Origin of the sequence: Streptomyces blattellae (genome assembly GCF_009709555.1) — a bacterium.
GTDB classification, from domain to species: Bacteria; Actinomycetota; Actinomycetes; order Streptomycetales; family Streptomycetaceae; genus Streptomyces; species Streptomyces blattellae.
Genome location: NZ_WJBG01000225.1, coordinates 158,638 through 166,406, shown reverse-complemented (window position 1 = coordinate 166,406; position 7,769 = coordinate 158,638). Strand labels below are relative to the sequence as shown.

Annotated in this window: 7 protein-coding genes; all 7 read right to left on the bottom strand. The window is 71.8% G+C overall.

The window, feature by feature from the left end:
* Window positions 1-34: 34 nt before the first annotated feature.
* The 7 genes from GFH49_RS32955 to GFH49_RS32925 are packed head-to-tail and all read right to left on the bottom strand — an operon-like array spanning window position 35 to window position 7,725.
* Window positions 35-1,297 carry a vWA domain-containing protein gene (locus GFH49_RS32955; RefSeq protein ID WP_155059713.1) on the bottom strand — a complete coding sequence of 421 codons (1,263 nt, stop codon included), beginning with the start codon at window positions 1,295-1,297 and terminating at the stop codon, window positions 35-37.
* A complete protein-coding gene (locus tag GFH49_RS32950; protein ID WP_155059712.1) occupies window positions 1,297-2,034 on the bottom strand; it encodes an SRPBCC family protein in 738 nt (245 codons plus the stop codon). Before GFH49_RS32950 ends, GFH49_RS32955 begins: the two co-directional genes overlap by 1 nt.
* On the bottom strand, window positions 2,031-2,978 hold the full coding sequence (locus GFH49_RS32945) for an AAA family ATPase (protein WP_155059711.1): 948 nt from the start codon (window positions 2,976-2,978) through the stop codon (window positions 2,031-2,033). Before GFH49_RS32945 ends, GFH49_RS32950 begins: the two co-directional genes overlap by 4 nt.
* Window positions 2,975-3,862 (bottom strand): XdhC family protein, encoded by an 888-nt coding sequence (locus GFH49_RS32940; protein WP_155059725.1) that lies wholly within the window; start codon window positions 3,860-3,862, stop codon window positions 2,975-2,977. The genes GFH49_RS32945 and GFH49_RS32940 overlap by 4 nt, the downstream gene beginning before the upstream one ends.
* Before the next feature lie 40 nt (window positions 3,863-3,902).
* Window positions 3,903-6,299, bottom strand: a complete 2,397-nt coding sequence (locus tag GFH49_RS32935; protein WP_155059710.1) for an aerobic carbon-monoxide dehydrogenase large subunit — start codon at window positions 6,297-6,299, stop codon at window positions 3,903-3,905.
* Window positions 6,296-6,847 carry a (2Fe-2S)-binding protein gene (locus GFH49_RS32930; RefSeq protein WP_155059709.1) on the bottom strand — a complete coding sequence of 184 codons (552 nt, stop codon included), beginning with the start codon at window positions 6,845-6,847 and terminating at the stop codon, window positions 6,296-6,298. The genes GFH49_RS32935 and GFH49_RS32930 overlap by 4 nt, the downstream gene beginning before the upstream one ends.
* Window positions 6,844-7,725 carry an FAD binding domain-containing protein gene (locus GFH49_RS32925; RefSeq protein WP_155059708.1) on the bottom strand — a complete coding sequence of 294 codons (882 nt, stop codon included), beginning with the start codon at window positions 7,723-7,725 and terminating at the stop codon, window positions 6,844-6,846. The genes GFH49_RS32930 and GFH49_RS32925 overlap by 4 nt, the downstream gene beginning before the upstream one ends.
* Window positions 7,726-7,769: the final 44 nt, after the last annotated feature.

Below are 7,769 nucleotides of genomic sequence, written 5' to 3'. Positions count from 1 at the left end.
GCAGGGGCTGGTCGAGGTGGGGGAGTTGATCCGGTCAGTGGGGCGCGGGGGCGGGGCGGTCACCGTGGGATCGGGGTGGGCCGTTGTGGCGGGGGGCGTGGCGTGCGATTTCGGTGGGTGCCCGCAGGAGCGCGCCGAAGGTGTCGGCCGGCAGGAGCAGGTCGACGTAGGGCAGTGCCGCGGCCATCGTGGTCGTGCGCGGCTCGAAACCGGGGGCGCCCGCACGGGGGTTGAGCCAGATCACCGCGTGCGCGCGGCGCCGCAGCCGGGCCATGGCCGCGGCGAGCCGCTCCGGCGGATCGCCGTCCCAGCCGTCCGAGCCGATGAGGACGACGGCGCCGCGCAGGCCGCTGCCGTGGTGCGAGGCGAGCAGCGCGTCCAGGCAGTGCGCGATCCGGGTGCCGCCGAACCGGTCGGCGACCCGTTCCGTCGCCTCGTCGAAGGCGGTCTGAGCCGAACGGTGCGCGAGTACCGCGGTGAGGCGCGTCAGCGATGTCGCGAACGCGAAGACCTCGGCACGGGTCGTCAGCGCGAGTGCCCGCATGAGATGCAGGTACGCCACGGCCTGCGCCTGCATCGACCGGCTGACGTCGCACAGCACGACCACCCGGCGCGGCCGGTGCGTGGGCCCGGTACGGACCAGCCGGACCGGTTCCCATCCGGTGCGGCGGGCCCGCGCCACCGTCTCGCGGATCGCCACCCTGGGACCGCCCGGGCGCACCGCGTACCGGCGGGACCGGCGCGTGGGCCACTCCCGCAGTGCCGTTTCCAGCCATAGCCCCAGCAACTCGGCCTCCGACGCGTCCAGTTGCTCGAACGGCGTGTCCACCGCACCTGCCAGATCGCTCGGCAGCCGCTCCGGCACGCGCGGCAGGTGGTCGTCACGATGCTCCGCCTCCGCGACGACGGCCGGCAGGGTCACCCAGGGCAGGCCGCCCGCACCGCCGACAGGATCGCCGGCGTCTGCGGGCAGCGACGCGGAGGAGTCGTCCCTGCCGGCGGTCGTCTCGTGGCCGTTCCGGCGGGCATGCGGGTCGACGGCGAGCAGGGACCCGCCGAAGACGGCATCGAAGACCTCGTCGAATCGGCTCAGGTGCGGGTGGTCGCGTACGAGGGTGACCCGGGCCGTCCAGTACAGCGCCGTCCGCGAGGCGGGAGCGGAGACGGCGAGCGCGTTCACGAAGTCCCGCGCCGCGGTGAGACCGACGGGTATGCCCCGTTGCCTGAGCCGGTCGGTGAGTGCCACGGCGAAGGCGGCCCGGTCGACGGCGGGCAGCAGCGGACCGTCCCCGGTCATCACACCAGCAGGTAGATCACTACGGCGACCACCACGACCCCGACGACCACGGGGATCAGCCGCTTGTACACGGACGCCCCGGCCAGTCGCATCAAGTCGAGCGGCTCGTCCGCGTCCGCGTCCGCGTCCGCCTCCGCCTTCGTCTCCGTCTCCGTCCGCGGTGACGGGGACGGAGACGGCTCGCTCGTCCGGGCCGCCCCCACGTCCGCCGTTGCGGTCGGCGCGGGTGCGGTCGCGGGCCCTGTGTCCGATGCCGCCGCAACCGTGTCCGGTACCGGGTTCTCCGGCTCGGCCGGAGTCAGCAGCCGTGTCTGGACGTTGTCGACGAACTGGGCGAACAGCTTCTCCGAGATCTCCTTGATCATGCCGCTGCCGAACTGGGCCAGCTTCCCGCTGATGCTGAGGTCGGTGCTGACGGTCACGACCGTGCCCGCGCCCTCGGGCCGCAGCAGGGCGTGGATCGTCGCGGACGCGTTGCCCTGCCCGCGCATGTCCTTGCCCGCCGCGCTGATCACGGCGCGATGGGCGCTGTCGTCCTTCTCCACGAAGCGTGCCGTGCCCGCGAACTGGCTGATCACGGGCCCGACCTTGACCCGCACCCGCCCGCGGTAGACATCGTCCTCCACGCCGGTGAGCTGGGCGCCCGGCATGCACGGAGCGAGACCCTCCAGATCGGTGAGCACCTCCCACGCCTGCTCGACGGGTACGTCGACGCCGAACTCGTTGTCGATCTTCATGGTCTCCTCGCTTGTTCGGAGCCTGCTGAGTCTGCGGAGCCTGCGGAGTCTTCGGAACAGCCCACCTCTTCGAGGGGCCCGGCTTCTTCGAGGGCCTCGGTGATGGCGGTGCGGTCGTCGGGGCTCTTCGCGACGGCGCTGAGCGTGGCGACGACATCGCGGCGTGCCAGTCGGGAGACGCGCAGGGCGGCGAGGGCGGAGACCCAGTCGATCGCCTCCGCCATGCCGGGCGCCTTGTCCAGGTCCAGTGCGCGGACCCTGCCGATGAACTCCGTCGCGGACGCGATCAGCGGTTCGTTCGCGGCCGGCACCGCGAGGCGCAGGATCTCCGCCGCCCGTTCGGGCGTGGGGAAGTCGATCCAGTGGTACAGGCAGCGGCGGCGCAGCGCGTCGTGCAGCTCGCGGCTGCGGTTGGAGGTGAGGACCACGACCGGCGGCCGTACGGCGGCGAACGTGCCCAGCTCCGGGATGGTGATGGCCCACTCGCCGAGGAACTCGAAGAGCAGCGCTTCGAATTCGTCGTCGGCCCGGTCGATCTCGTCGATGAGCAGGACCGGCGGCAGCGGGCTCCGGTGGCGCACGGCACGCAGCAGGGGCCGGTCGAGCAGGAACTCCTCGGTGAACAGGTCGGCGTCGGCGAGTTGCCGGCCGCCCGCCTCGGTGAGCCGCACGGCGAGCAACTGGCGCTGGTAGTTCCACTCGTACAGCGCCTCGCCCGCCGTCAGACCCTCGTAGCACTGCAGCCGGATCAGCGGGGTGCCCAGGGCCCCGGCGAGTGCCTTGGCCGCGCTGGTCTTGCCGACGCCGGGCTCGCCCTCCAGCAGCAGCGGCCGGTCGAGGACCGTGGCCAGGAGGAGGGCGGTCGCCATGCCCTCGTCGACCAGGTGGCCGACCGTGGCGAGGCGCCGGCGTACGTCGTCGGCGTCCGTGAACAGTTCGCTCACCCCTGGCCCACCGGTCCCGCGGCGTGGCGATCCCGGCAGCCGGTCCCGCAGAACCAGAACTCGTTCTTCCCGGCGGTCAGATGCGGGGTGTCGGCGCACACGGTCACCGTCATCCCGCAGACCGGGTCCACGGCCGTGGCCGTACGGCCGGCCACGGGCAGCGGTGTGCCGGTCGCCCGTAGGGCCCGCACCACCTCCGCCAGGATCGACAGCGCTATCTCGGGTGCTGTGCGGGCACCGATGTCCAGCCCGGCAGGGGTGTGGATCCGGGCCCGCTCCTCCTCCGTGAGGCCCAGTTCACCGAGGAGGGCGGCGGCGCGGCGGCGGCTGGCAACCAGCGCGATGTGCGGCACTCCTGCGGCGAGGGCGGCGCGCAGGGCCTCGGCGTCGCCCCGGCCCTGCCCGGCCACGATGACCGCCGCCGCTTGGTCGGCGGGCGGCCCTTCGGGCAGGGAGCGTTCGGTGGCGTAGCCGAGGACGCCGGCGAGCGCGGCGAAGGCCTCGGCGATCGGAGTGTCCCCGACGACCTCGACCAGGGGCGGCGGCAGCACGGGCTCCAGGAAGATCTCCAAGGCGCCCCCGGACAGGCAGGGGTTGACCACGACCCGGGCGCCGGGCGTCTGGGGAAACTCGGCCTCGCCCTCCGGCAGGACGCGCAGCAGCAGGGGTCCGCCGTCGTGCAGGGCGCCGAGCGCGGCCGTGCGCACCGAGCCCTCGGCGCACTGACCGCCGACGAATCCGTCGATCGTGCCGTCGCTGTACACGATGGCCTCGTCGCCCGGATGCGCGGACGCGGGGGCCTGGGCGCGCACCACGCGCGCGTGGACGAACGGCACGCGCCGCTCGGCCAGTTCGAGCGCACGCGCACTCACCGCCTGGGGCATCTGCACCACCACCTCCTCGACAACTCCCGGACGGGGCCAATCAGATCGGCGGGGCCGGCCTGCCCTGCATCGCCTCCCACACCCGTGAGGGCGTCAGCGGCATGTCCGCGTGCCGGATGCCGAACGGCTTCAGTGCGTCCACCACCGCATTGACGATCGCCGGCGGCGAGCCGACCGTCGCGGACTCGCCCACACCCTTGGCGCCGATGGGGTGGTGCGGGGACGGCGTGACCGTGAACCCCGTCTCCCAGTCGGGGACCTCCAGCGCGGTCGGAATGAGGTAGTCCATCAGCGAACCGCTGAGGCAGTTGCCGTCCTCGTCGAAGGCGATCATCTCCATCAGCGCCATGCCGACGCCGTCGGTGAGCCCGCCGTGCACCTGCCCCTCGATGATCATCGGGTTGATGCGGGTGCCGCAGTCGTCGACGGCGACGAACCTGCGTACGGTCACCTTCGCCGTGCCCGGGTCGATGTCGACCACGCAGATATAGGCACCGTGCGGATAGGTGAGGTTCTCCGGGTTGTAGCAGATCTGCGCCTCCAGGCCTCCCTCCACGCCCTCCGGCAGATCGCCGGCGCCGTGTGCGCGCATCGCGATGTCCTGGATGGTGACCGAGGCCTTCGGGTCGCCCGCGACGTGGAAGGAGCCCTTCTCCCATTCCAGGTCGGCGACCGACACCTCCAGCATCGAGGAGGCGATCAGCCGGGCCTTGTCGCGGACCTTGCGGGCGACCAGTGCCGCGGCGGCGCCGGAGACGGGGGTCGAACGGCTGCCGTAGGTGCCGAGGCCGAACGGCGTCTGATCGGTGTCGCCGTGCACCACCTCGATGTCCTGCGGCGGGATGCCGAGTTCCTCGGCGACGATCTGTGCGAACGTCGTCTCGTGGCCCTGTCCCTGGGTCTGCACCGACAGCCGCACCACGGCCTTCCCGGTGGGATGGACCCGCAGCTCGCAGCCGTCGGCCATGCCGAGTCCGAGGATGTCCATGTCCTTGCGCGGGCCCGCGCCGACCGCCTCGGTGAAGAACGACACCCCGATGCCCATGATTTCGCCGCGGGCCCGCTTCTCGGCCTGCTCGGCGCGCAGCGCGTCGTAGCCGGCGAGCCGCTTGGCCAGCTCCATGGTGGGCGCGTAGTCCCCGGAGTCGTACACCCAGCCGGTCTTGGTGCGGTAGGGGAACTGCTCGGGCCGGATGAAGTTCTTCATGCGCAGCTCGACCGGGTCCGTCCCCAGCTGGTACGCGAGACAGTCCACGATCCGCTCGACCAGGTACACGGCCTCGGTGATGCGGAAGGAACAGGCGTACGCGACGCCGCCGGGCGCCTTGTTGGTGTAGACGGCCGTCATCTTGCAGTAGGCGGCCTGGAGGTCGTAGCTGCCGGTGAAGACGCCGAAGAAGCCTGCCGGGTATTTCACGGGCGCGGCGGTGCCGTTGAACGCGCCGTGGTCGGCGAGCACGTTGGTGCGGACGGCGAGGATCTTTCCGTCCCGGGTCGCCGCGATCTCCCCGCGCATGACGTAGTCGCGGGCGAAGCCCGTGCTGATGAGGTTCTCCGCGCGGTCCTCCATCCACTTCACGGGCTTGCCGGTGAGCAGCGAACCGACGATGGCGCACACGTAACCGGGGTAGATCGGGACCTTGTTGCCGAAGCCGCCGCCGATGTCGGGGGAGACGACCCGGATCTTGTGCTCGGGCAGCCCGGCGACGATCGCGTAGAGGGTGCGGTGGGCGTGCGGGGCCTGGGTGGTGGACCACAGGGTGAGCTTGCCGTCGACCGCGTCGTAGTCGGCGACCGCGCCGCATGTCTCCATGGGGGCCGGGTGCACGCGCGGGTAGACGATGTCCTCGCTCACCACGACGTCCGCGCGGGCGAAGGCGGCGTCGGTCTCGGCGGCGTCGCCGGTCTCCCAGTCGAAGCAGTGGTTGTCCGCCTTGCCTTCGAGGTCGTCGCGGATGACGGGCGCGTCGGGGGACAGGGCGGTGCGCACGTCGATCACCGGGTCCAGTGCCTCGTACTCGACGTCGATCAGCTCCAGCGCGTCACGGGCCGCGTAGCGGTCCTCGGCGACGACGAAGGCGACCTCCTGGCCCTGGAAGCGGACCTTGTCGGTGGCGAGTACGGCCTGCACGTCGTTCGAGAGGGTCGGCATCCAGGCCAGGCCCTTCTCGGCGAGCATGGCGCCGGTGACCACCAGGCGGACCTTGGGGTGGGCCTCGGCCAGAGTGGTGTCGACGGACACGATCCGCGCGTGCGCGAGCGGCGAGCGCAGGACCGCCAGATGCAGCATGCCGGGCAGTTGCAGGTCGTCGACGTAGCGGCCCTTGCCGCGGACGAAGCGCGGGTCCTCCTTGCGCAGCATCCGCCCGTGGCCGCAGGGCTTCTGGTCGTTGTCGACGAACGCCGTGCGGTGCCCGTTTCCGGCAACGGTGGTCATGACGCGCTCCCTGAGGTGGCCGCCGCGGCGGGTTCCGTGGCACCGGTGCCCAGGGCCGGGTCCGTGGCCGTCGTACGGGTTCCCGCCTCCTCCGCGGCCGCCCAGCGGATCGAGCGGACGATGCTGGAGTAACCGGTGCAGCGGCATATCTGCCCCGAGATCGCCTCGCGGATCTCCTCCTCGGAGGGGTCCGGTTCGCGGTCGAGGAGGGCGCGTGCGGTCATCATCATGCCGGGGGTGCAGAAGCCGCACTGCAGTCCGTGGCACTCCATGAACCCGCGCTGCACGGGGTCGAGTTCACCGTTCTGCTCCAGCCCCTCGACGGTGCGTACCTCGTGCCCGTCCGCCATCGCGGCCAGCACCGTACAGGACTTGACCGGTTCGCCGTCCAACCACACCACACACGTGCCGCAGTTGCTGGTGTCGCAGCCCCAGTGGGTGCCGGTCAGCCGGAGGTGGTCGCGCAGGAAGTGGACGAGCAGCAACCGCCCCTCGATGTCCCGGGTGATCTCTTCGCCGTTGACGCTCATGTTGACCTGCACGCTCACGCCCCCTGTCCGTTGATCCTGGCCACGGCCCTGCGCAGCACGCGCACGGTCAACTCCCGCGCCAGATGGCGCTTGTACTCGGCGCTGCCCCGCCGGTCGGTGACGGGGGAGCAGGCCTCGGCCGCGATGTCCCCGGCCCGGGAGTACAGCTCCTGCGCCGGCCACTGTCCGCGCAGCGCCTGAGTGATCCCGGGGATGCCCGCGGTGTTGGGCCCTACGGCGGCCAGCCCGACCCGGGCATCCGCGATCAGCCCGTCCTCGTCCAGCCACACCGCGGCGCCCGCCGAGACCACCGCCCAGTCTCCTGCGCGCCGTTCGACCTTCTCGTACGCGCTCGAACCGCGGGGGCGGACCGGGAAGCGGACCTCGGTCAGCATCTCCGCGTCGCCGACGGCGGTCTCGTACGGGCCCTGGTGGAAGTCCTCCATCGACACCACCCGCTCGCCGTCCACTCCCTGGATCACACAGGAGGCGTCGAGCGTGGTGCACACGGCGGACAGGTCCTCGGACGGGTCCGCCTGGCACAGGGATCCGCCGAGCGTGCCGCGGTTGCGCACCACGGGGTCGGCGATGACCCGCTCGGCGTCGCGGAAGACCGGGAAGGCGGCGGCGAGTTCGCCCGACTCCAGCAGCTCGCGGTGCCGGGTCATCGCGCCGATGCGGATCAGGCCCGGCTCGACGCGGACGTAGCCCAGTTCGTCGTGGAGCTCGTTGATGTCGATCAGGTACTCGAAGTTGGCCAGCCTGAGCTTCATCATCGGAATCAGGCTGTGTCCGCCGGCCACCAGTCGTGCCGTATCGCCCAGCCGGTCGAGGAGCGAGATCGCCTCCCCGACACTGTGCACCCGCTGGTACTCGAACGGAGCGGGAACCTGCATGACACATCCTCCCTGACGTGCCCGGTCCCCACCGGGCGGCGTAT